Here is a 21,790-nt window from a genome sequence, read left to right as displayed (position 1 = left end):
CCCGCTCAATTGCATGTCAACACTTGTTGGCATACGGTCGTTGGCATGACCTCGTCCGCCCAGTCGACCCAGCCCCGCCGCTCCGACGCCACCCGGGCGGCGATCCTGCGAGCGGCCCGGGAACGGTTCGCGGCGGACGGCTACGAGCGCGCCACGATCCGGGCCATCGCCGCCGACGCCCAGATCGACCCGTCGATGGTCATGCGCTACTACGGCAGCAAAGAAGGGCTCTTCGCGGCAGCGGCCGAGTTCGACCTACGCCTGCCCGACCTGACCTCGGTGCCGCCCGCTCAGCTCGGTGAGGTGCTGGTCCGGCACTTCCTCGCCCGTTGGGAGGGCGACGAGACCCTGGTGGCGCTGCTGCGGGCCGCCAGCACCAACCCCGGCGCGGCCGAACGCATGCGCGGCATCTTCGCCGACCAACTCACCGCCGCCGTGGCCACGTTCGGCGGCGACCCGGCGCTGACCGCCCGACGGGCCGGCCTGGTGGCCAGCCAGATCCTCGGCCTCGCCTTCACCCGGTACATCGTCCGACTGCCCCCCATGGTGGACACCCCGCCGGACGAGCTGGTCTCCTGGATCGCGCCGACCCTTCAGCGCTATCTGACCGGAACGCCACCGGGCTGACCCAACCTTTTCCCACCTCCCGTGCGTCTGCCAGATGACGCGTACAGCGCGACGGCCGGGAGGGGGGCGGATGGCGCCGACGAGGGACGACGGACGCGACGGCTACCTCGCCTTCGTGGAGAACCACCAGCACCGGCTGCTCCGCGCGGCCTACCTGATCTGCGGCAACCGGCATCAGGCCGAAGACCTCCTCCAGGACGCCCTGCTGAAGCTGGCGCTGCGCTGGTCCTCGGTCCGCGACGGCGACCCCTCCGCGTACGTGCGGGCCATCCTCTACCGGGACTCGGTGTCGTGGTGGCGTCGCCGGCGGCGGGAATGGCTCAGCGCTGCGCCGCCGGATCAGGTGGCCCACGACCGAGACGGCGCGTTGCGGCTGACGATGCACGACGCGCTGGGCCTGCTGCCACCGCGGCAGCGGGCCGTGCTGGTGTTGCGCTACTACGAGGACCTGACCGAGGTCGCCACCGCCGAGGCACTCGGGGTGACCGTCGGCACCGTGAAGAGCCAGTGCCACGCGGCACTGCGCCGACTCCGCGAGGTCGCCCCGGACCTCGCCCGCGATGCCCGACCGAGCCGAGGCTCGGCCGATCTGGCCAGCGGCCTGGAGGTGAACCCGTGAACGAGCAGGAATTGCGCCGACTGCTGACCGTCAGCGTCGAGGACGTGCTCCCGAGCCAGCCGGCCGCCGCAGGGTGGGAGCGGGCTCGGCGTACCCGGCTGACCCGGCGGGCCGTCGGAGTGGTCGCCCTGGCCGTGTTGCTGGTCGGTGGTGGCACGGTGGCGGCGCTGCGCCCGCCCGCCGACCCGGCGCCGGCCCCTCCGGTCGGCCCGACGGTGACCCCGACCGTCGATGCCTCCCACGCGGGTCCGGTGCAGAAACCGCCCGCCGAGCTGACCTTCCCCCCCGATCCGTTGGCCCGGCTCGGCGACCCGGCGACCGTGCCGCTCTCCGAGCGACCGGTCCAGCGGGCGCTGGCGCTGTTCCAGCCGGTGGACGAGGAGTATCACGCGGACGGCCCGGTCCGGGTGCTCGGCAACGACGGCGTGGTACGCAGCCTCGACGTGGTGACGCTGGCACCGACCCGGGACGCGAGCGGCAACGAGGCGCCCGCGCTGAAGCCGGGGATGCTCTCGCCGGACGGCCGGTCGGCCGCGTTCGCGCAGACCAAAGAGCTGATCATGATCGACCTCACCACGGCGGCTGTCCGCCGGATACCGCTCGACGGCTACCTGGAGCTGGTGGTGTGGGCGCATGACCGGGTGCTGGTCGGAGGCGACGACCGGACGTACGCGGTGGACCGGGTCACCGGGGCGGCCAGCACGATCGACGTGTCGACCTGGGAATTGATCGCACCCGACCCGGCCGCCGGCCGCGAGGCCCCGTTGATCGACATGTACGGCGCAGGGACCGGCCTGAAGCTACGCAGCCTGACCGCCCGGAAGGGCGAACTCCGCTCCGAACAGCCGATCAACGGCTCGGCGTTGCCCTCGCCCTACCAGGTCAACGAGTTCTACGGCCGGGGCTGGCTGCACGGAGAGCGCCTGGCCCGGGCGGGCTGGATCACCAACAACGAGATCGACGGCGCCGAGGGGACGGCCGTGCTGGACGCGCGGACCGGCGCCGTGCTCCACCTGCTCGACCTGGGCCGGGACCGCAGCAAGGGCTGCTGCGGGGTGCTGGGCTGGGACAACAAGGGCGCGGTGCTGCTTCGACTGGAACCGGCTGCCCTGGCCCGCTGGCATCCGGAGACCGGCGAGATCACCGGTATCGTCCGCGACCTGCGCGGCGTGCTCGCACTAGCTGGCTGAGACACCGTCCCCGCGCGACGTTCACCGTCACGCGGGGACGGTCGTGCCGCTCAGACGGCCAGGCCGCCGGGCTGGTCACCCTGCACGACGGGCGCCCGGACCAGGTTGCCCCACTCGGTCCACGAGCCGTCGTAGTTGCGCACCTGCGGGTAGCCCAACAGGTGCCGCAGCACGAACCAGGTGTGGCTGGACCGCTCGCCGATCCGGCAGTACGCGATCACGTCGTCGTCGGGGCTCAACCCGAGCTGGTCGGCGTAGATCGCCTTCAGCTCGTCGGCGGACTTGAACGTGCCGTCCTCGTTGGCGGCGGACTTCCACGGCTTGCTGACCGCGCCCGGGATGTGCCCGCCGCGCAGTGCACCCTCCTGCGGGTAGTCCGGCATGTGCAGCATCTCGCCGGTGTACTCACCCGGCGACCGGACGTCGACCAGCGGCCGTCCGGAGGCGATGTGCGCCATGACCTGCTCACGGAAGGCCCGCAGCGGAGCGTCGTCGCGGAGTGGCACCGGATAGTCGGCGCGCGGACGAGCCGGCTTGTCGCGGGTCACCTCGCGTCCCTCGGCGATCCACTTCTGCCGGCCGCCGTCGAGCAGTCGCACATCGGCGTGGCCGAAGAGCGAGAAGACCCAGAGGGCGTACGCGGCCCACCAGTTGAAGTTGTCGCCGTAGAAGACGACAGTGTCGCCCCGGCCGATACCCTTCGCGGCACACATCTCGGCGAAGCTCTTGGCGTCCAGGTAGTCCCGGGTCACCTGATCGTTCAGCTCCAGGTGCCAGTCGACCTTGACCGCACCGGGAATGTGACCGGATTCGTAGAGCAGCACGTCCTCGTCGGACTCGACGACGACGAGGCCCTCGTCGCCCAGGTGCTCGGCCAGCCACTCGGTGGTGACCAGCCGCTGCGGGTCCGCGTACGACTGGAGGCGGGGATCGGGATCGTTCGGCACAGACATGATCCCCAAGGTACGCCGTTCAGGCGCGGCGGTGGGCGATCCGACCAGCGACCACGGTCACCAGACAGGCCCCGTCGACGCCGTGCACCGCGAGGTCGGCCCGCCCGGCCGGCCGCAGCGTCGGCGCCACGACGGTGGCCAGCACCAGCAGGTCGCTGCGCTCGACGGCGGCCCGCAGGGCGGGGTCGGCCAGGTGTTCCGCCAGCACCGCCGTCACCCCGGTACGGAGCAGCGCGTGCACCCGCTCACGCGGGGTTGGCGCAGGCGGCAGCGGACGGTCGTGCAGGAGACCCGGCCCCAGCGTGCCGGGCCAGCGGCGAACTCGGGCGTTGGCGTACGTCGAACTCAGCTCGGCCAGCGGGCCGACGGCCTCGATCCGGTCGCCACTGATCAGCACGGCGTGCTCGGGCAGCGGCTCGCCGTCCGGGTCGCGGCGCAGCAGGGCCGCCGTGTGCAGGGTGAGCACGCTCAGTCGACGAGCGGGCCGAGTTGCGGGCGCTTCGCCGTCACCGTGTCGCCGGACGACCGACCGGTCAGCCGCCGCTTCACCCAGGGGGCGAGGTACTGACCGGCCCACCGCAGGTCGGAAGCGCGGGCGGCCAGCCACGGCGAGGGCGCCGGGTGCGGCGGAACCATCAGCCACTCCTCGTCGCAACCGACCCCGAGGGCGTTCAACACCTGCCCGGCCACCCGGCGATGCCCGGCCGGGGAAAGGTGCAGCCGGTCGGTGCTCCAGAGCATCGGGTTGAGGAACGTGTCGTCGGCGTACAGGTCGACCATGATGGCGCCGTGCCGCTCGGCGGTTTCACCGACCGCCTGGTTGAGCAGCTGCACCCGGGGGGCGACGAGGCGTTGGCCAGGCAGTCGGGCCATCACGTCCGCGAACCGGAAGAGGAGCACGTCGGCGCCGCCGGAGCGCAGTTGCCGGACCACCTCGTCGAAGCGGGCGACCAGGGTGTCCGGGTCGAAGGTGCGCCGCAGCACGTCGTTGCCACCGGCCGCGAAACTGATCAGATCCGGCTTCATCGCCACGGCGGAGGGCACCTGCTCGGCGACCACGCCGGGGAAGAGCCGGCCCCGGATGGCCAGGTTGGCGTACCGGAAGTCGGGGCCCGCATCGGCGGCGAGCCGGGTCGCCACCAGGTCCGCCCAGCCCCGGTAGGTGCCGTCCGGGTACGCGTCGTCCATACCCTCGGTGAAGCTGTCCCCGACCGCGACATAACTGCCCCAGCGCACCCGCGCCCCCTCACGCCTTCGTTGCCTGCGGCGACCAGTCTGTCACCGCAGGAACGCCCGGTGTCGCCCCGAATCCACGACGTGTCGGAGGTCATTGCGCAATTCCAACCCAACCCCGCCAGCCTGATTCGAAGCGGGATCCCCAATATCGGGGTGCTCCGGCCACCTGGATACCGCGATGTCGGGCGATGCGAAATGCATCGCTCATCCTGCCGCGCCGGCCGTAGGCTGCGCGGATGCTGCTACGCATGTCGACCCTGTTGCTGCGGACCCTGCGCGAGGATCCGGCCGACGCGGAGGTGCCGAGCCACCGGCTGCTGCTGCGCGCCGGCTACATCCGTCGGGCCGCACCGGGCGGCTACACCTGGCTGCCGCTGGGCAAGATGGTGCTGGATCGGATCACCGAGGTGGTGCGAGGCGAGCTGCTGGCGATCGGCGACCAGGAGGTGCACTTCCCGGCGCTGCTGCCCGCCGAGCCGTACCGCACCAGCGGGCGGTGGGCGGAGTACGGCGACGACATCTTCACCCTCGCCGACCGGCGCGGCGCCGAGCACCTGTTGGCGCCCACCCATGAAGAGATGGCGGCGCTGCTGGTCAAGGATCTGTTCACCTCGTACCGGGACTTCCCGGTGACGCTGTTCCAGGTGCAGACGAAGTTCCGCGACGAGGCGCGGCCGCGTGCCGGGTTGCTGCGCGGCCGAGAGTTCCTGATGAAGGACGCGTACTCCTTCGACCTGGACGAGGCGGGGCTGCGGGAGGCGTACGGGCGGCATCGTGCCGCATACCAGCGGATCTTCGACCGGTTGGGGCTGGACTACGCGGTGGTGCAGGCGATTTCCGGCGCGATGGGCGGCTCCGCGTCGGAGGAGTTCCTGGCGGCGACGCCGGTCGGCGAGGACACCTTCGTCGGCTGCACCTCCTGCGACTTCGCGGCCAATACCGAGGCGGTGGCCACCCGGGCACCGAGCGCCGGTGACCCGAGCACGCAGCCGGCCGTCGAGGTGCACGACACTCCGGAAACCCCGACGATCGCGAGCCTGGTGGAGTTGGCCAACGCCCGCCGGTTGGGCGGTCGGGACGGCTGGACCGCCGCCGACACCCTGAAGAACGTCGTGCTGTCCGTCCGTCAGCCGGGCGCCGACCGGGCCGAGCCCCTGGTCGTCGGGCTGCCCGGTGACCGGGAGGTCGACCTGAAGCGGGTCGGCGCCGCACTGCACCCCGCACAGGTGACCATCTTCGAGGATTGGGCCGACCATCCGGAGTTGGTTCGCGGCTACATCGGGCCGCAACTGCTCGACAAGCTGGGCATCCGTTACCTGGTCGATCCTCGGGTGGTGGCCGGGTCGGCGTGGCTGACCGGGGCGAACGAGCCGGGTCGACACGCCACCGACGTGGTGTGCGGACGGGACTTCACCCCCGACGGCACCATCGAGGCGGCCGACGTCCGCGCCGGCGACCCCTGCCCGGCGTGCGAGGCGGGCGAGCTGACCATCCGCCGGGGCATCGAGATCGGGCACATCTTCCAGCTCGGCCGCCGCTTCACCGACGCCTTCGCGGTCGACGTGCTCGGGCCGGCCGGCAAGCCGCTCCGGCCGACCATGGGCTGCTACGGCATCGGGGTTTCCCGGGCGGTGGCGGCCGTCGCCGAGCAGCACCACGACGACCGGGGTCTGGTCTGGCCGGCGGCGATCGCGCCGTGTGACGTACACCTGGTGGTTGCGGGCAAGGGCCCGCAGCTCGACGCGGCGCTGGAACTCGGCGGGCGTCTCGCCGCCGCCGGCCTGCGGGTGCTGGTCGACGACCGCACGCACGTCTCGGCCGGGGTCAAGTTCACCGACGCCGAGCTGATCGGCATCCCCCGGGCCGTCGTGGTCGGCCGCCGACTCGCCGACGGGTACGTCGAGCTGCGCGAGCGGGCCGGCGACGGTTGCACCGAGCTGCCGCTGGACGGTCTGGTGGAGCGACTGGTCCACGAGGTACGCCAGGTTCGTGCAAGCCTGGTGTAGCTACCGCGTCACGGGGTAGTGCTGTCGGATCGGGTGGAAACGTCTTCGGAGGCTCTCATGACCGGTTACCGGGTCAGTGACGTGATGACCAAGCAGGTCGTGTACCTGCCGGCCGAGACCACCCTGGACGAGGCGGCCAGGGTGATGAAGGAGGCCGACATCGGTGATGTGGTGGTCACCGACGGCGCCAGCCTCGCCGGCATGCTCACCGACCGGGACATCGTGGTGCGGGCCGTGGCGGAGAACAGCTCCCCCGCGGCCACCACCATCGGCTCGATCGTCACCCGCGAGGTCGTCATGATCGAGCAGCACTGCACGGCGGGTGAGGCGGCGGCGCTCATGCGGGAACGGGGCATCCGACGGGTGCTGGTCTGTGACAGTGACCGCAAGCTGGTGGGGATCGTCTCGCTCGGCGACCTGGCCATGCAGCTCGACCCCACCAGCGCGCTCAGCGAGATCAGCGAGCAGTCGCCCACCGTGTGACCGGGCCCCCCGCACGACGGCGGTAGCCTCGACGCATGGCTGACATGCCGGCCCGACTGGCCGAGATCGTCGACGAGTTCGCCGCCGCGCCGCGCGACCTGGTGCTGGAGCTGCTCCTGGAGTACTCGGACGTGCTCCCGGCGCTGCCGGAGGGCACCGCGGAGCGCGAGGGCATGGAGCAGGTGCCCGAGTGTCAGACGGCGTTCTTCCTGCGCGCCCGGGTGACCCCGGAAGGCACCGTGGAGACGCTCTTCGACTGCCCCCCGGAGGCGCCCACCACCAGGGCGTTCGCCGGGATCCTCGCCGAAGGGCTGGCGGGGGCGAGCGCCGAGCAGGTGCTGGCCGTGCCGGACGACCTCTACCAGCGAATGGGGCTGGCGCAGGCGATCAGCCCGCTGCGGATCCGCGGCGGCACGGCGATCCTTGGCCGTCTCAAGCGGCAGATCCGGGAACAACTCGGCTGACCGCGAGGTTGCCACCGATCATGGAGATCGAGATCTACGCGGACGTCATCTGCCCGTGGTGCTACATCGGCAAGCGCCGCCTGGATGAGGCCCTGGCCAGCTACGAGGGCGAGGTGACGGTCCGCTACCGACCGTTCCAGCTCGACCCGTCGCCGGTGCCGCAGCCCCTGCCACTGGTGGAGGCGCTGGCCGGCAAGTTCGGCGGCCCGGAGCGCGCCCGGCAGATGGTCGACCACGTGACCCAGGTCGCGGCGGCCGACGGGTTGCGGCTCGACTACGACCGCGCGGTGATCGCCAACACCTTCGACGCGCATCGATTGGTCTCCTGGGCGACCGACCAGGGCAGGGCGGCCGAGATGGTGGAGGCGCTGTACCAGGCGCACTTCAATCACGGGGTCGACGTCGGTTCGCGGGAGGCGCTGGCCACGCTGGCCGGCGAGATCGGCCTGGACGCGGCCGACGCGCGCCGGTTCCTCGACTCCGACGAGCGCGTCGCCGACGTCGCCGCCGGCCTGGCCGCCGCCCGCGATTTGGGCATCACCAGCGTGCCGACCTTCGTGCTGGCCGGAAAGTACGCGGTCTCCGGCGCGCAGGAGGTGCAGACGTTGCTCGCCGCGCTCGCCGAGGTCGAGCAGCGCGAGTCGGCCGCCCACTCACACTGAGTCACCGATGGCCGGGCTTGCAGCATCGATGATCACGATGTTTCACGTGCAACAACATCGATGCCGATGCCTGGTCAGACCGGCCTGGCCAGCCCTTCCACCACCTGGGCACCGGGCAGCGCGCCCAACGCCGGCCCCGGCAGCGCGATCTTGCTGTGCCGCACGCCGGACCCGACGATCACGTGGGGTGTGGCGATGACCCGCGCGTCCACCAGGATCGGCCACTGTGCCGGCAGCCCGATCGGGGTGATGCCGCCGTACTCCATGCCGGTCAACTCGACCGCGTCGGTCATCGGGGCGAAGCTCGCCTTGCGGACGTCCAACGCCCGGCGGGCCACCCCGTTCACGTCGACGCGCGTGGTAGCCAGGACGATGCAGGCCGCGTAGCGGACCACGCCCTCGCGCTTGCCCGCCACCACGACACAGTTGGCCGACACGTCCAACCCCACCTCGTACGCCGCGCAGAACGCCGCGGTGTCGGCGAGGTCGGCGTCGATCGGCGCGACCAGCACGTCGTTGACGTCCACCGGCGCGTCGGCCGGCCACTGCGCGATGGCCTCCGCAACCGGCGGGGCGAGCAGATCCAGTCGGGCGCGGGCCGGTTCGGTCTTCAGCGTTCCCATCACGGGTGCGATCCTCGCATCCGCGACGCTGAACCGCCCGGCGGCTCCCCGGCCGCCCGAAGGCGCCACCGGCCCGGGCCGGATCGATCCGGCGCTCAACTGCCGGCGAGGAAAGCGTTGTCGCGAATGAAGGAGCGGTCGCGGGCAGCCGCCAACTCCTCCTCGCGCTGGGCCTTGGCCCGTTGCAGCTCCAGATCCTCGAACGCGTGCCGGACACCCAGCCGGATCACGCCGTAGAGGAAGACGAAGCCGAAGACGTAGAGGATCACCGTGGTGACGACAGCGAACATGGCGTCACGGTAAGACGAACGTGAACCGTTGTTGCTCTCATTTCCGGTCGGTTCCCCCGTACGTGTCGGCCAGGTGGTCGGCCCAGGTGCGCACGCCCCGGGGCAGCGCCGCGGTGACCAGACCACCGGCGCGCAGCTCCCGACCGAGTCGGCCGGGAATCCGTACCGGCAGCAACGGCCGGCGGGAGCCTCGGGCCGCCCGCCATGTCCGAGCGGCCTCGTCGAAGCGGAGCACCTGCGGCCCACCCAACTCCTCGACGCCACCCAGCGGGCCGGCGACCAGTCGGGCCGCCAGCCGCGCCGCCACCTCGCCCGGGTCGACCGGTTGGGCGAGCACCGCCCGGTCCCCGATCACCGGGCCCAGCCGCGCGCTGGCCGTCAGCAGGTCGTCCAGGAACTGGGGAAACTGGGTGGCCCGCAGCACCGACCACGGCACCGGACCGGCCGCGATCACCTGCTCGGCGGCGAGTTTGTGGCGGTAGTACGGGATCGGCACCCGATCAACCCCGACGATCGAGATGTAGCCGATGTGCCGTACACCGGCCGCGCCGGCGGCCACCACCAGTCGGCGGGTGCCCAACACGTCCACCTGGTAGGTCTGCCGGCCCCGAGGTGCGGACGCCAGGTGCAGCACGGCGTCCATCCCGGCCACCGCCTCGGCCAGCCCGTCCCCGGTGACCAGGTCGGTCGCCACCCACTCCACGTCCGTGCCGGCGGGCGGCCGGCGGCTGGCGGCCCGGACGCTGATTCCGTCGTCGCGCAACCGGCCCAGCACAGCGCGGCCCAGATTGCCGGACGCCCCGGTGACCAGAACCCTCATCTCGTCCTCCCACTCGCTTGACCTGACCCTGACGAAACGGCGCGGCAACCCGTGACAGCGCGCGGCGGGTCACCCCGACCGGATCAGGTCCAACACGGTGAGCAGCGCGAAGAACGCGATCACGATCTCGTTGACGATCCAGGCGTGCCCCTCGGCCCACTCCCGCATCCGGGTCAGCACCCGCGACGCCCTGCTCTTAAGCAGCAGCAACGCCAGCAGAGGCAACGCGAGCAGAAACACGGTGAGCAGCACGAACGGCACCAGGTGCCACCACGGCAGGTCGTGTCGGGCCACACTCGCCCCGACGGTGGCCATGGTCAGGTCGTCGGTGGGCGTCGCCACGAAGAGCAGCGCACCCAGCCGCAGCGCCCGCGCCGGACCGGCGTGCTCGATGCTCCCCAGCCAGCGCGGCGGTCCGGAGCGGTCCCGGCGCACCCAGATCAGCACGGCCAGGCACACCAGCAGGGCCAGCACCACCAGGTCGATGACGGGGCCGCGATCGACCTTCCCGGCGACGGCGCTGGCGTCGGCGGCCACTCCGCCCACCAGCCGGGTGAACAACCAGGCCACCGTCACCCCGGCGGCGACCACCAGCCCCGCCCCGGCGAGGAAGCCCAGCGACGCCGCCCGGGGCCGGTCCGACGAGGCCAGGAAGACCGCCACCACCAACTGCGTCCCGGCGACCATGACCACGGTCAGCGGCAGAATGGTCAGGAGGTTCATCGCCCGCCATCCTTCCGGCACGAGCAGGTGGGACGCGGCCGAATCCGCGGATCACCCGGCCTGTCGCACATCCCCGCTCACCACGACCCGGCCGGCCAGCAGCGCCCCGAGCAGCGCCAACCCCGCGGTCACCACGAGCGTCGTCGTGTAGCTGGCCGGGCCCGGCGCACTTCCGGCCGCCAACACGGCCCCGGTCAGCGCGAGCACGGTCGCCGCGAAGAGGGAGTCGCTCAGTTGCAGTGACGAGCTGTTGCGGCCCTGCTCACCCGGCGCGGACAGCTCCAGGGTGAGCACCGACAACGACGGATAGAGCAGCCCCATGCCCAGACCGGCGACCGCCCAACCGAGCACGGCGACGGCCACCGGCAGCTCGGGCCGGACAGCCAGCGCCACCGTGGCGGTGCCGACAGTGATGCAGCTCAACCCGGCGCGCGGCAGGCTGGCCCGCGACGCCGGCACCGGAATCCGGCCCTGCAACCACGAGCCCGCCGACCACGCCAGCGCGCCGACCGTGAGGACCAGCCCGGCCGCGGTCGGCGAGAGACCCCGTTCCCGGGAGAGCATCAACGGGATGACCACCTCGGCGCCGACGAAGGCCGCCGACGCCAGACCCCGCAGCCCCACCACCGTGGGCAACCCCCGCGCGGCCCGGAGGAACCCGGCCGGTAGCAGGCGGGGGGCACAGACCAACAGGCCGACCACGGCGAACGCGACAAGCACCAGGGCGGTGACACCGCGCTGCTGTCCCCCGATGTGCAGCAGTGCGGCACTCACCGCGGCCCCGCACGCCCAACCGATCCGTGCCGCAGCACCCGTCGGCGGGCTCGTTGTCGCACTCCGGCCCAGCGACCGCAGGCCAGGATGGATCAGCAGCACCGCCGGCACCGCCACCGCCGGCACCGCCAGGAAGACCCACCGCCAGCCCAGGTACTGCACGATCAGGCCGGCAACCGCCGGCCCGACCAGCGACGGTACGACCCACGCCGCCGCGAACGCCGCGAAGATCCGCCGGTGCAGCTCCTGCGGGTACGCCTGCGCGACGATCACGTAGAGCGCCACCGAGAGCAGCCCGGAGCCGAAGCCCTGGACGACCCGCCCGACGACCAGCGCGCTCATCACGGGGGCGGTCCCGGCGATCAGCAACCCGACCACGAACCAGGCGACGCCGTGCCACATCGGCCCCCGAGGGCCCCGGGCGTCGCACCAGATGCCGGAGACCACCATGGCCAGCACACCGGTGGCGAACGGGCCACCGAACGCGATCCCGTAGAGCGCCAGCCCGTCCAGGCTGCGCGCGACGGTCGGCATCGCCGTACCGACCGCCAACGCCTCGAACGCGAGGAGTGAGATCAACGCGACGCTGCCCACCGTCATTGCGCGCAGTCGGGGTGCGAAGAGTCCCGGTGCGGCGGGTGCGGCGGTGATGGCTGTGCTCGGCATCGACCGAGCATGCGACTTCAACCAGGATTCATGTCAACCGTATGGTGACCCGGCTCTCGTCAGGCGTCCTGGAGCGCCTCTCCGACACCGCGCACCAGTCCGGAAAAATGCTGGTCTGCCAGCAGGTGACCAGCGGTGATCACCACAGCGATCGGCCACTCGATGACCTGTAGCGCGGCGAGCACTCCGAGCCCGGCGTAGTAGACGACCTTGTCCGGTGGCGGCACCGCCACCTCACCCAGCATCGGCAGTTGCACCCGCCGGTTGTACATCTTGACGTTCTCCCGTGAACCGTTCAGATGTCGCGTCAGCGTGCTCATGCCGGCCTCCCCATGTCCGGTGATGGTCGTCGGATTCCACGGCCCACCCCGTCCATGCGCCGAGCGACGGCGGAAAATTCCGCCGCTCAGGGGGCATAACGGATGGAAGGTCGGGAAGCCAGGCCGCCGGACGTGAGTGCGGTGGGAGGACGACATGGCGAAGGTCAGGACGAGCGGCAACAGGGAGCCGGGCCGGCGCCCGTCCAGCCGTACGCCTCGATGACGGCGGCGGGTCGCGCCGCCGGCCGCATCCTGCCGTCCTTCGGCGTGCCGCACCTGGTCGGCGAGGCGTCCCGATCTGTCAGCTCGGCCGCGACCCGGCTGGCCCGGACGGCCGGGCTGACGCGGCGTCGGGTCTGGTCCCGACCGGGCCGCCACCACATCGAGGTGCACGGTGTCTGCCAGGACGGCGGAAACCGGCTGGCCCGGCAGGTGGAGGGCGCGCTGGAGCGGATGCCCGGGGTGGCCTGGGCCCGGGTCAACGCACCCTCCGGTCGGGTGGTGGTCGCCGTCCAGAACCCCGAGCCGACGTTGCGCGACCTGATCGCCACGATCGACCGAATCGAGCGGACCTGCGACCACGAGCCCGACCCGGAGATCCCACCGCCGCACCCACCGGAGGAAGGTCCGCGCACCCCGCGCACCCTCGGCGCGCTCGCCTCGGACGCGCTGGGCCTGACCATCTCGGCGGCCACCCGGATCCTGCCGTTCGCGCCGCTGCCCGGTGAGGTGGCCGGCCTGCTCTCCGCAGTGGATCTTCAGCCGAAGCTGCACGAGTTCATCGGCAAGCGGCTGCGCTCCGACCCGCGCGCCGACATCCTGTTTCCGCTGGCCGAGGCGGTGGTGCAGGGCTTGACCGGCCGCTGGACGGGGATCGTCCTGGACGGTGCGCAGCGGGTGGTGCAGTGGGGCGAGGATCGGGCCCAACTCTCCGCCTGGGAGAAGGCCGAGCCACGGCTGACCGGTGACGCCGAACGGGCCACCGCCCGCTGGCCGGTGGTCGAACGTCCGCGGCCGAAGCCGGACGGCCCGGTCGAGCGGTACATCAACCGCATGCTCGCCGCGGGCGCGGCCGCCGGCGCGGCGGCAGTGCCGTTCGCCGGGCCGAAGCGGGCCACCGCGCTGGGCCTGTCCGCGCTACCGAAGGCACCGGGCAGCGGCCGCGAGGGGTACGCGGCCCAGCTCGGCCGGATGCTGGCCCGGCGTGGTGTGATCGCGATGGACCGGAGTGTGCTGCGCGAACTGGACCGGATCGACACGCTCGTGCTCGACGCCGCGGTGCTCGGCTCGGACCGGGGCGTACTGGCCGATCTGGCGCCGGCGCCCGACGCGGACGTCGACCAGGTGGCCGAGCGGGCCTTCGCGTTGTTCGACCCGGACGACCCGGCCGCTTTCCGTTCGGCGGACGGCTGGCGGCTCGGGCCGCTGGACCGGATGCCCGCGAACGACCCGGACGCCATTCCGGACGCGACCCGGCTGCGCTCCGCCGGCGGCCAACTCCTCGGCCTCGCCCACGGCGACCGGCTGGCCGCCCTGTTGCGGGTCGAGCCGGAACCCGCGCCCGGCGTCGACGGCCTGCCCGCCGCCGCCCGACATGCCGGCCTGCGGCTGGTCGTCGCCGGCGGCGACGAACAGCGGTACGGCTTCGCCGACGCGATGCTCCCCGGCGGGGACCAGTTGGCCGAGTCGGTACGGGCGTTGCAGCGCGACGGCGCGGTGGTGATGCTGGTTTCCGCAGACCGGAAGGCGCTCGGCGCGTCCGACTGCGGTCTCGGATTCGCCGCGCCGGAGGAGCTGCCGCCGTGGGGCGCGCACCTGCTGGTCGGCGCCGACCTGCGGGTGGTGGCGCTGGTGATCGAGGCGACCGGGGTGGCCCGACGCACGGCCCAGCAGAACATCCGGCTGGCCATGGCCGGTACCGGTCTCGGGGCGCTGGGCGCGTTCACCGCCCCACCGGCCCAGCTGCCGCACCGGGCGCTCGTCGCGGTCAACGGCGCGGCCGGGCTGGCCTTCGCCAACGGGGTCTGGCAGGCCCGCCGGTTGCACGACCAGTCGGACACCCCGGCGCCGGTGGCAACGGCCTGGCACCTGATGCCGGTCGGCACCGTGCTCGACCACCTGCGCTCCACCCCGGACGGCCTGGCCAGCGCCGAGGCGCAGCGCCGAGGCCACGGTTCCGACGGCAACGGCGGCGCCGCGCCCGGAAGTGGTGGGCTGCTGCGCGCCTTCGTGGACGAATTGTCCAACCCGCTGACGCCGGTGCTGGCCGCCGGGGCGGTGCTCTCCGCGTCGTTCGGCTCGCTGGTCGACGCCGCGCTGGTGGGCAGCGTGGTCGGTGGGTCCGCCCTGATCGGGGCGGTGCACGAACGCAACACGGAGAGGTCGCTGGCGGAGCTGCTGTCGCGGTCGGCGGTGACCGCCCGGGTCCGCCGGGACGGTGCCGAGCAGGTTCTCGCCGCCGAAGACCTGGTCCTCGGGGACGTCATCGCCCTCGAACCGGGCGACTCGGTGCCCGCCGACTGCCGGGTGCTCGAGGCGGTGGGCCTGGAGGCCGACGAGTCGTCGCTGACCGGTGAGTCGCTGCCGGTCGCCAAGTCCAACCGACCGGTGGTCGCCGCCGCCATCGCCGACCGACACTCGATGCTCTACGAGGGCACCACCGTCGCCGCCGGGCACGGCACGGCAGTGGTGGTGGCGACCGGCAACGACACCGAGGCCGGGCGCAGTCTGGCGCTGGTTCGGCAGGCACCCCCCACCAGTGGGGTGGAGGCTCGGCTCGGCTCGTTGACCAGCGCCGCCATCCCGGTGGCGGCCGGTTCCGCGGTGGCGGTGGCCGGCGCGGGCCTGCTTCGGGGCGTACCCCTGGCCGAAACGGCGGCGACCGCCGCGAACCTCGCCGTGGCGTCGGTGCCGGAAGGGCTGCCGTTCCTGGTCAGCGCGGCGCAGCTGGCCGCGGCCCGGCGGCTGGCCGAGCACGGCGCGTTGGTCCGCAACCCGCGCACCATCGAGGCGCTGGGCCGGGTGGACGTGCTCTGCTTCGACAAGACCGGCACCCTCACCGAGGGCAAGCTGCTGCTCGCCGGGGTCGGCGACAGCGTCGGCGACCGGTACGCCCCGCTGGACCGGTTGGACGACCGGCTCCGGATGACGCTGGCCGCGGCGCTGCGGGCGACCCCCGCCGCGAAGAATCCGGAGGAGTTGGCGTTGCAGACCGACCGGGCGGTCCGGCGGGGTGCCGGGGAGGCCGGGGTGGTGGAGCAGACCGGTGCCGCCGGTTGGCGGGCCGCCGGGGGGCTGCCGTTCGAGCCGTCCCGTGGCTACCACGCGAGCATCGGACAGACCGACGGTCACCTGTTGTTGAGCGTCAAGGGTGCTCCGGAGACGGTGCTGCCGCGCTGTTCGTCCCGACGCACCGACGGTCGTCAGGAGCCGCTGGACGACGCCGGCCGCGCGGAGTTGGAGCGGATGCTCGCCGACCGCGCCGGGGCGGGAAACCGGATCCTGGCCGTCGCGGAGTGCCCGGTCGACCACCCGAAGGTGACCGACGGGGACGTTCGAGGGCTGACCTTCGTGGGTTTCCTGGCCCTCGCGGACGGTGTCCGGGAGAGCGCCGCCCCGGCGGTACGCCGGATCCGGCAGGCCGGCGTGCACACCATCATGATCACTGGTGATCATCCGGCCACCGCCGAGGCGATCGCCGCCACCATCAGCGAGCACGACGAACAGCGGGTGGTCACCGCCGCCGAACTCGACCAACTGGACGACGACGCGCTCGCCGAGCGGTTGGCCAACACCGACGTGGTGGCCCGCTGCACCCCGGCGCACAAGGTGCGGATCATCCAGGCGTTGCAGAAGTGCGGGCGGACCGTGGCGATGACCGGCGACGGCGCCAACGACGCCCCGGCGATCCGGCTGGCCGACGTCGGCATCGCCCTCGGCCAACGGGGCACCCCGGCCGCCCGCGCCGCAGCCGACCTGGTGGTCACCGACGACCGGCTGGAAACCATCATCGCCACCCTGATCGAGGGGCGGGCGATGTGGTCGTCGGTGCGGCACGCGCTGAGCATCCTGGTCGGCGGCAACCTCGGCGAGATCGCGTTCAGTGTGCTCACGGCTGCGGCGACCGGCCGCTCCGCGCTCACCGGGCGACAACTTCTGCTGGTCAACCTGCTCACCGACCTGGCACCGGCGCTGGCCATCGCGGTCCGGCCACCCGCGTCGGACCGCACCGACGCGCTGCTCCGGGAGGGCCCGGACACGGCGCTCGGCGAGAGCCTCACCAGGGAGATCGGGCTGCGGGCGGCAGCCACCACGCTGGGCGCGACCGCTGGCTGGACGTTGGCCCGCTACACCGGGCGCCGCCGGCGGGCCGGCACGGTCGCCCTGGTCTCCCTGGTCGGCACCCAACTCGGGCAGACCATCCTGGCCGGCGGCACCAGCCCGGCGGTGCTGGCCTCCACGGCGGCGTCACTGGGCGTGCTGGTCGTGGTGGTGCAGACCCCGGGGGTGAGCCAGTTCTTCGGCTGCACCCCTCTCGGTCCGGTGGGCTGGACCATCGGGGCCGGGTCGGCGCTCGGCGCGACCTTCGCCAACGGCGCGCTCACGAAGCTGATGGAACGCCTCCCGGAGGCACATCCACCCAACTCCGCCGGTGCGGGCGCCGGGCAGCCGTCAACGGACAGCGGCTCCGAGGGTTGACCGGCGGGGGCGGCGATCACGTCCGTGGCCCGTAGGTCAGGCGGCGCAGGACGATCTCGGCGGGGCCGGGCTGCTTGCGCTTGTCGAGCTGCCGGGCGATCAGAACAGTGGCGAGCCAGACGGCCACCGCGATGATCAGACCGGTCACCGTGGGGTTGCCGAACCGGTCGCCGAGGGCGAGCGTGAAGGGCGCCAGGAGGACGAGCCAGGCCACGGACTGAAACAGGTATCCCGACAGGGAACGCTGGCCCAGGGCTGCGAGAGCGCCGACGACGGGGCCGGATCGGTTGGCCCGCATGGCGATCAGGCCGAAGACGGCCACGTAACCCGGTCCGGCGAACATGCCGCTGACCCCGTGGAGCAGCAGCATCAGGCTGGCGGCCGACTCGTCGACGTGCAGCCATCCGGCACTGACCAGGGCGGCCGGCAGGCCGCCGGCGACTGCGGCACCGAGGCCGAGGACGGCGGTCCAGGTGAGCAGGGTCCGGTGTTGGGCGGGCTCTTCGAGGATCCGGCGGCGCGCGGCCCACATGCCCAGCCAGGCGATCATGATGAAGGGCAGGACGGTCAGCGTGTGCACCGGCCATTCGCCGAGGCGATCCAGCAGGGCCGCGACGTAACCGGGCGCGGCGAGAGAGTCGACGTGGCCCGACGGCAACGGCGCCGACCCGCCCGACCCGCCGAGGATGCCGCTCACCACCAGGCCACCGATGACCAGCATCTCGACCGCCGACAGCGCCCAGAGCACCAGCACGATGCGGTGGAACCTGTCGCCGCGGCGCAGCAACAACACTGTCATCGCGATCCCGACGATCCCGTACGCGCCGAGAAAGTCGCCGTAGTACAGCAACGTGGCGTGCGCGAACCCGAACACGACGAGCCAGAGGTTACGACGCAACAGCACCGAGCGGACCCGCTTCGGAGTGGCGCCGGAGGCGTCCTGGCGGCGGGCAAGCTGGACGAGCCCGTAACCGAACATCACGGCGAAGACCGGATAGCCGCGGGCATGGGCGAGTTCGAAGAGCAGGAAGTTGAGGCCGCGGTCGACGCCTTCCGGCGTGGCGTCGAGGCCGGGTTCGCCGGCGAAGACGACTCCGGCGACGTTGGCCAGCGCGATTATCAGCAGCATCGCTCCCCGGGCCAGGTCCGGGGCGAGGGCACGCTCGGTGCGCAGCACCGGCCCTCTCGATGTCCGCACTGCGCTGTCAATGCTCATGGTCGTCTCTCCCCGTGATTCAACTTTAGTTTCACAAAGAAAGTATCAGACGTAAACTAATGCTGTCTGTCATGATGTGGACGTAACCTTCCCGGGCGAACGTGGGAGCCCATGACCAGCGACGATTTCGTGCCGGCGCCGCTGCGCCGGCTGTGGGGGATGTCGGAGTCGTCGCGCCTCGGACGGCCCGCGTCCCTCGACGTCAAGGTGGTCGTCGCCGCGGCGGTAGGGATCGCCGACCGCGACGGGCTCGACGGCGTCACGCTTCCCAAGGTCGCCAAGAGCCTCGGCTTCACGAGCATGTCGCTGTACCGGCACGTCGGCTCCAAGGACGAACTGCTCACCCTCATGGCTGACGCCGCACTGGGCCCACCGCCGGACATCGCTGCCCCCGACTGGCGGGAAGGGCTGCGCAGTTGGGCCTTCGCGCACCGCGCGGTGCTTCAGCGTCGGCCGTGGTTGACGCGCGTGCCCGTCGCCGGACCGCCCTCCGGGCCGCACCAGATCGCCTGGATGGAGGCCGCGCTGGCGATCATGTCCGGCACCCTCCTGGACTGGGCGCACAAGATCGGTGCGATGTCACTGATCAGCGGCTACGTGGTCCAGTCGGTACGGCAGCTCAGCGAACTCGCCGAGGGCAGGGCGGAAGGCCAGGGTCAGGCCGACGCCGAACGCGACTACGGCCGGGCGCTGGCGCGACTCGTCGACCCCGACCGGTTCCCGGAGACAGCCCGGCTGTTCTCCTCCACGCTGTTCGAGGCACCGCCGTCCGACACCCCCGACACGGCGATCGCCGACGCGGACTTCTCACTCGGGCTGGAGCTGATCCTCGACGGCATCGCCGTCCGCATCGCGCCCTCCGACCTCTGAACCCACGCGCGTGCTCTGGTCAGGGCCGGACCCCGCCTGACCGCCTGCGGTTCCGGCGGCCAGATGACAGGGAGCGGTATACCTCAGAGTCATATTCATACCTCAGAGTCATAACGCTCGTACCGATACCTCGACCCACCCCGACCCGCCGGCACAGGTCGCCGGAGTACGCGAATCGCCATCGCTCGTCGCAGCAGACCGGGCCCGGTCGGCTAGCGTCACTGATCTGCGTGGAAGCAATGTGGAGGCGAGGATGCCCGAACCAACTCGTGCGGCCGCCTTGGCGGCGTTGGCTGAGCTGTGGGAGCAGGGTTGCCCTATCGCCGCACCCGATGGCCGCGATCGGCTCGTCGACGTCGGCCTACGCCGTTGGCACAGCTTTCATCGGCGGCATCCCCGCAATGGACAACCATCGCGCGAGGCCATGATTCGCGATCTGGTGCGTGGGTTGGTCGAGGCAGTCGAGCCCGAACCGAGATTGGTCGGCCGGCTGGTCAAGGACTATGAGTGCGTCGCGGAAGCAATCGCCGCGACCGCCGATTCCCCGACGCGGAAGCCGTAGGAGCATCCGGCAAACCCCGTCACCCGCCTCGCCTCCCCGCTGGCTGTGGCCGGTGTTCATGTGTTGGCAGCAAGCATCGCGCCCCCACCCTGCCACGCCAGCCTAGCGATGCTCACCTTGACTGAGTATTATGCTGTCATGACTATCCGCGAACAGAGCTATTTTGCGCTCGCCGCGCTGATGGACGGCCCACTGCACGGGTACGCGATTATCAAGCGCGCCGAGGAGTTGTCGGGCGGTCGGGTACGCATGGCGGCCGGCACTCTCTATGCGGCACTCGACCGGCTCAGCACCGAAGGGCTTCTTCGCGTCGTCGACGAGGACGTAGTCAACGGTCGGGCCCGGCGCTACTACAACCTCACGGACGAGGGCGTTGCCGTGCTTCGCGCCGAGGCCGATCGGATGATTCAGGCTGCGCGCGTCGTGATCGACCGACCGGCTCTGCGCGTTCGGGCGGTGAGGCCGGCATGAGTCAGGAGGCACTTGAGGCGCGATACCGGCTGCTGCTGTGCGCGTACCCGAAGCGCTACCGGCGTGAGCGCGGCGCTGAAATGATCGGCACACTCATGGAGGCGGCCGGCCCTGATCAGCGGCGCCCGACGGTGCGGGAGGCGGCGATGCTGGTACTGCGGGGATTGCAGACCCGCGCCAGGACGCACGACGCGCGTTCGACAAGCCGTGGGCTCCGTGGGTCGCTGCGCCTGGCTGTGCTCCTCCTGCTGGTCTATGCCACGGCCGGCAGCCTGGCCGAGACCGGGAGGGTCCTCCCCCGCATGGTCACTGACGGCGTGGACTATCCGCCTGAGCTCATCTATCCACTGGTAACCGTCATCGCCGCCTTGGCGGTCGTCGCGGTAGCCGGCGGCCGATACGTACTGGGCCTACTGGCCACGCTCAGCGCGCTCGCCGCCGCGCTGGTCGTTCTGCGCCTCGTCCTGGTCGGCGTGGACAACGTCACCGGCGAGCGCCACTACCCTTCGATTGAGCTCATCCGCGACGACGCCATGACCGACTCGACCCTCTGGCCGCTGCCGCTCGCCGTGCTGTTGATCGTGCCGTTGATCCTTTGGCCGGCGTCAGGCACACGACGGCCTGTGGCCTGGCTGTCCGCCGTGCCGGTAGCGGTGTTTCTGCTGCCCACGGATTACGACGTGACGATCGGCCTGCAGCCGGGGGCCACTGTCGTCGTAATGGCCGGTTTCCTGCTCTGGGTTGCCGTCGACGCCCGGGCGACCATCGCGGCCGCGGCGCTCCTCATCCCACTGATCATCGCCATGCTGTCACTCAGAGCCCTGGGCGCCTGGGGTCAACCCGAGAGTCTCGAGGCCACGTGGTTCTGGACGGTCGTCATCGGGGCCATCGCCCTGCTAACCGCCGGTGCTCTCGGCCTCCGCCGTCAGGCCCGAACTTAGCAGGCACTGCGCCAGATCGATGCCGTCCTTGGCCCCGCCTGAAGCTCATCTCCGCCGTGAGTCCGCACATCGTTGAACGGCTTCGCCCGGACTCGCGGTGGAGGTGGGCGGCCCCATCTCTGTCGAAGATCCCCGCCGATCGCGTCTCGGGCGAAGAGGGGACAGCGTGACCGCTTGGCTGTATTCGGGACCGAGGTCTACCGGTGAAAGTGCTGGTGGAGCCCAGGGGACTCGAACCCCTAACCCCTGCCTTGCAAAGGCAGTGCTCTGCCAGTTGAGCTAGGGCCCCGTGAGTTGCCGCGGCGACGATCGCTCGCGCCGGGCCGAACGTCAGCGCAGGTCGGGCGCGGTGGTCGCCTCGTGCCACAGGGCACGCTCGTCGTTCGACGCCTTGATCTTGTTGAACACGACGGCGGCCACACCGACGACGCCAGCCAGAATCAGCAGCTTCTTGAACATGGGGCGACCCCTCGCGCTCGACTACCGTCGGACGACATGCGGTGGGGCTAGATGGAATCGAACCATCGACCTCAGAGTTATCAGCTCTGCGCTCTAACCGACTGAGCTATAGCCCCG

Annotated in this window: 23 protein-coding genes and 2 tRNA genes; 12 read left to right on the top strand and 13 right to left on the bottom strand. The window is 71.7% G+C overall.

The features are described 5' to 3' along the window. Positions 1-45 precede the first annotated feature (45 nt). The 3 genes from ACQRWP_RS28330 to ACQRWP_RS28320 all read left to right on the top strand — a co-directional run bounded on the left by ACQRWP_RS28330 (position 46) and on the right by ACQRWP_RS28320 (position 2,436). Positions 46-627 carry a TetR family transcriptional regulator gene (locus ACQRWP_RS28330; RefSeq protein ID WP_430499085.1) on the top strand — a complete coding sequence of 194 codons (582 nt, stop codon included), beginning with the start codon at positions 46-48 and terminating at the stop codon, positions 625-627. 70 nt (positions 628-697) lie between these two features. Beyond that, positions 698-1,246, top strand: coding sequence for a SigE family RNA polymerase sigma factor (locus ACQRWP_RS28325; protein WP_357178782.1), 549 nt, complete (start codon positions 698-700; stop codon positions 1,244-1,246). After that, positions 1,243-2,436: a hypothetical protein gene (locus ACQRWP_RS28320; RefSeq protein WP_430499083.1), complete on the top strand. Its 1,194-nt coding sequence runs from the start codon at positions 1,243-1,245 to the stop codon at positions 2,434-2,436. The genes ACQRWP_RS28325 and ACQRWP_RS28320 overlap by 4 nt, the downstream gene beginning before the upstream one ends. Positions 2,437-2,486: 50 nt before the next feature. Here ACQRWP_RS28320 and ACQRWP_RS28315 read toward each other — a convergent pair whose 3' ends face one another. The 3 genes from ACQRWP_RS28315 to ACQRWP_RS28305 are packed head-to-tail and all read right to left on the bottom strand — an operon-like array spanning position 2,487 to position 4,625. Beyond that, the gene (locus ACQRWP_RS28315) at positions 2,487-3,389 is read right to left on the bottom strand and encodes a sulfurtransferase (protein WP_410819653.1); all 903 of its coding nucleotides are present in this window, start codon (positions 3,387-3,389) and stop codon (positions 2,487-2,489) included. A gap of 19 nt (positions 3,390-3,408) precedes the next feature. Then, positions 3,409-3,855, bottom strand: coding sequence for an imidazolonepropionase-like domain-containing protein (locus ACQRWP_RS28310; RefSeq protein WP_430499081.1), 447 nt, complete (start codon positions 3,853-3,855; stop codon positions 3,409-3,411). 2 nt (positions 3,856-3,857) lie between these two features. Continuing rightward, positions 3,858-4,625, bottom strand: a complete 768-nt coding sequence (locus ACQRWP_RS28305; protein ID WP_430499079.1) for an SGNH/GDSL hydrolase family protein — start codon at positions 4,623-4,625, stop codon at positions 3,858-3,860. Positions 4,626-4,861: 236 nt separating this feature from the next. On the opposite strand from ACQRWP_RS28305, the gene ACQRWP_RS28300 reads away from it, so the two are divergent. From ACQRWP_RS28300 to ACQRWP_RS28285, 4 genes are read left to right on the top strand one after another with little or no spacing between them, the layout of a single operon-like run. Further along, a complete protein-coding gene (locus ACQRWP_RS28300) occupies positions 4,862-6,631 on the top strand; it encodes a proline--tRNA ligase (RefSeq protein WP_430499078.1) in 1,770 nt (589 codons plus the stop codon). 57 nt (positions 6,632-6,688) lie between these two features. Beyond that, the gene (locus ACQRWP_RS28295; RefSeq protein WP_430499076.1) at positions 6,689-7,114 is read left to right on the top strand and encodes a CBS domain-containing protein; all 426 of its coding nucleotides are present in this window, start codon (positions 6,689-6,691) and stop codon (positions 7,112-7,114) included. A 35-nt stretch (positions 7,115-7,149) separates the two neighbouring features. Further along, on the top strand, positions 7,150-7,578 hold the full coding sequence (locus ACQRWP_RS28290; RefSeq protein WP_091396456.1) for a SufE family protein: 429 nt from the start codon (positions 7,150-7,152) through the stop codon (positions 7,576-7,578). Positions 7,579-7,598: 20 nt separating this feature from the next. Further along, on the top strand, positions 7,599-8,240 hold the full coding sequence (locus ACQRWP_RS28285) for a DsbA family oxidoreductase (protein ID WP_430499074.1): 642 nt from the start codon (positions 7,599-7,601) through the stop codon (positions 8,238-8,240). A gap of 74 nt (positions 8,241-8,314) precedes the next feature. Here ACQRWP_RS28285 and ACQRWP_RS28280 read toward each other — a convergent pair whose 3' ends face one another. From ACQRWP_RS28280 to ACQRWP_RS28255, 6 genes are all read right to left on the bottom strand, one after another. Further along, a complete protein-coding gene (locus ACQRWP_RS28280) occupies positions 8,315-8,863 on the bottom strand; it encodes a YbaK/EbsC family protein (protein ID WP_430503317.1) in 549 nt (182 codons plus the stop codon). Positions 8,864-8,958: 95 nt separating this feature from the next. After that, positions 8,959-9,153 carry a hypothetical protein gene (locus ACQRWP_RS28275; protein WP_430499072.1) on the bottom strand — a complete coding sequence of 65 codons (195 nt, stop codon included), beginning with the start codon at positions 9,151-9,153 and terminating at the stop codon, positions 8,959-8,961. Positions 9,154-9,190: 37 nt separating this feature from the next. Beyond that, entirely contained in the window at positions 9,191-9,973 is a 783-nt protein-coding gene (locus ACQRWP_RS28270; protein ID WP_430499070.1) for an SDR family oxidoreductase, read from the bottom strand. Positions 9,974-10,042: 69 nt separating this feature from the next. Continuing rightward, positions 10,043-10,696, bottom strand: a complete 654-nt coding sequence (locus ACQRWP_RS28265) for a GAP family protein (protein WP_430499068.1) — start codon at positions 10,694-10,696, stop codon at positions 10,043-10,045. 51 nt (positions 10,697-10,747) lie between these two features. Then, entirely contained in the window at positions 10,748-12,136 is a 1,389-nt protein-coding gene (locus tag ACQRWP_RS28260; RefSeq protein WP_430499066.1) for an MFS transporter, read from the bottom strand. A gap of 59 nt (positions 12,137-12,195) precedes the next feature. After that, the gene (locus ACQRWP_RS28255) at positions 12,196-12,456 is read right to left on the bottom strand and encodes a hypothetical protein (RefSeq protein ID WP_430499064.1); all 261 of its coding nucleotides are present in this window, start codon (positions 12,454-12,456) and stop codon (positions 12,196-12,198) included. Positions 12,457-12,675: 219 nt separating this feature from the next. Between ACQRWP_RS28255 and ACQRWP_RS28250 the strand changes: the two genes are divergently transcribed. Continuing rightward, complete coding sequence (locus tag ACQRWP_RS28250; protein WP_430503316.1) at positions 12,676-17,154, top strand: HAD-IC family P-type ATPase; 4,479 nt, start codon at positions 12,676-12,678, stop codon at positions 17,152-17,154. 16 nt (positions 17,155-17,170) lie between these two features. Here the strand turns inward: ACQRWP_RS28250 and ACQRWP_RS28245 are convergent, their stop codons facing one another. Then, a complete protein-coding gene (locus ACQRWP_RS28245; protein ID WP_430499062.1) occupies positions 17,171-18,370 on the bottom strand; it encodes a DUF418 domain-containing protein in 1,200 nt (399 codons plus the stop codon). A 111-nt stretch (positions 18,371-18,481) separates the two neighbouring features. Here ACQRWP_RS28245 and ACQRWP_RS28240 point away from each other — a divergent pair, with 111 nt between their 5' ends. The 4 genes from ACQRWP_RS28240 (at position 18,482) to ACQRWP_RS28225 (ending at position 21,214) form a co-directional block, all read left to right on the top strand. Next, positions 18,482-19,240 carry a TetR/AcrR family transcriptional regulator gene (locus tag ACQRWP_RS28240; RefSeq protein WP_430499061.1) on the top strand — a complete coding sequence of 253 codons (759 nt, stop codon included), beginning with the start codon at positions 18,482-18,484 and terminating at the stop codon, positions 19,238-19,240. A gap of 253 nt (positions 19,241-19,493) precedes the next feature. Then, entirely contained in the window at positions 19,494-19,802 is a 309-nt protein-coding gene (locus ACQRWP_RS28235) for a hypothetical protein (protein WP_430499059.1), read from the top strand. 138 nt (positions 19,803-19,940) lie between these two features. Beyond that, positions 19,941-20,273 (top strand): PadR family transcriptional regulator, encoded by a 333-nt coding sequence (locus tag ACQRWP_RS28230; protein WP_430499057.1) that lies wholly within the window; start codon positions 19,941-19,943, stop codon positions 20,271-20,273. Then, complete coding sequence (locus ACQRWP_RS28225; RefSeq protein WP_430499055.1) at positions 20,270-21,214, top strand: hypothetical protein; 945 nt, start codon at positions 20,270-20,272, stop codon at positions 21,212-21,214. The genes ACQRWP_RS28230 and ACQRWP_RS28225 overlap by 4 nt, the downstream gene beginning before the upstream one ends. A gap of 213 nt (positions 21,215-21,427) precedes the next feature. Here the strand turns inward: ACQRWP_RS28225 and ACQRWP_RS28220 are convergent. The 3 genes from ACQRWP_RS28220 to ACQRWP_RS28210 form a co-directional block, all read right to left on the bottom strand. Further along, positions 21,428-21,503: transfer RNA gene (locus ACQRWP_RS28220), tRNA-Ala, on the bottom strand. Between the two features lie 41 nt (positions 21,504-21,544). Continuing rightward, positions 21,545-21,673 (bottom strand): DLW-39 family protein, encoded by a 129-nt coding sequence (locus ACQRWP_RS28215; RefSeq protein ID WP_209444550.1) that lies wholly within the window; start codon positions 21,671-21,673, stop codon positions 21,545-21,547. A gap of 42 nt (positions 21,674-21,715) precedes the next feature. Next, a tRNA-Ile gene (locus ACQRWP_RS28210) sits at positions 21,716-21,789 on the bottom strand. Position 21,790 lies beyond the last annotated feature (1 nt).

The sequence above is a fragment of the Micromonospora trifolii genome (assembly GCF_050516465.1).
Lineage (GTDB): Bacteria > Actinomycetota > Actinomycetes > Mycobacteriales > Micromonosporaceae > Micromonospora > Micromonospora trifolii.
The sequence above is the reverse complement of the archived record's forward strand: the minus strand, read 5'-3'. Positions and strand labels throughout refer to the sequence as shown.